The 985-nt window shown below is 31.8% G+C and carries 1 protein-coding gene; it reads right to left on the minus strand.

What is annotated here, in order from left to right:
• Positions 1–589: 589 nt before the first annotated feature.
• Positions 590–706, minus strand: a complete 117-nt coding sequence (locus ESP02_RS13135) for a putative metal homeostasis protein (RefSeq protein WP_002288644.1) — start codon at positions 704–706, stop codon at positions 590–592.
• Between the last annotated feature and the right edge of the window lie 279 nt (positions 707–985).

The following is a 985-nucleotide window of genomic DNA, read 5'->3' on the forward strand; positions in this document are numbered from 1 at the left end:
AATAGTAACTGCTTTTTTATTTTTTTGCATATTTTTTCGGCGTTACTTTTTAAAGTTAACTTTTTCGACAAATAGAAAGAGATACGAATCACTGATTTTTTTGAAGAAAAGAAATGGAGTGAGCTGAACGTTAGAGATATTGGGAGCTTTCGTAACTGCTTATTAAACGATAATGGTTATTTGCAACCGTATTGCTCGCTTCTACATGAAATATTTCATGAAATATTTCGCAAAACCTTTGATTATGTAGTTACGTTTCCATTCTTGACTAAAAATGTTTCAAAAACGAACAAAGGTGTTAAAAGGTAAAGTGATCAATACTACTGGTCAAAATAAGAGGTTGAAAGGGAATTGAAAAATAACTACAGATAATACTTTTATAAACGTACGTGCTTTGTGGTTCTGTAGTTAACTATATAACTGGAATTAGGGAATGGTATCAATTTGAAAAGAAAGATTCTACCAATTTATCATATGTTAAAAATGGAAAATCAACAGCAGTTCTTTCGGAAACCTTACACAAAAACCGATTATTGAAAATAGCCGAAAAACGTTTTTCGGCTATTTTTTTAATTAAGTTTCCTTCTTCTTACCTTTTCCCACTATTCCGTTTCACATCTTTGATGATCTTCAGCGCACGTTTTCGTGTTTTGATATTTGGGCTTTTCAAGCGGCGGTATGCACTTGAGATATCTGTTTTTTCCATATGGACGACCCACTTTCTTCTTTGATTGTAGTCATGCTAAAAAACACAAATCGAAACAATTACGATTTGTGTTTTAAATGGTATCAAAAGTTAAAATGAAAGTCAACTTGTTAAAACAGTCGATCAGACTAGCTGATTGACTCCTATCTCTGGAAATAAATTTTCATTATTACGTTTTAGCTACCTAAAAAAGGCCCTCTTGTCCGTTAACTTTAATATCTATTGTTATAGCTAGTTTACCTATTGAACGTACTGTGTGTTCGATAGAACACTAAAAAA

The organism is Enterococcus sp. NBRC 3427 (genome assembly GCF_007996925.1).
Taxonomy (GTDB): domain Bacteria; phylum Bacillota; class Bacilli; order Lactobacillales; family Enterococcaceae; genus Enterococcus_B; species Enterococcus_B lactis.

Bases quoted from the DNA above. Each gene is read 5' to 3' on its own strand.
- ESP02_RS13135 (WP_002288644.1), bottom strand. From the start codon at position 706: ATGGAAAAAACAGATATCTCAAGTGCATACCGCCGCTTGAAAAGCCCA.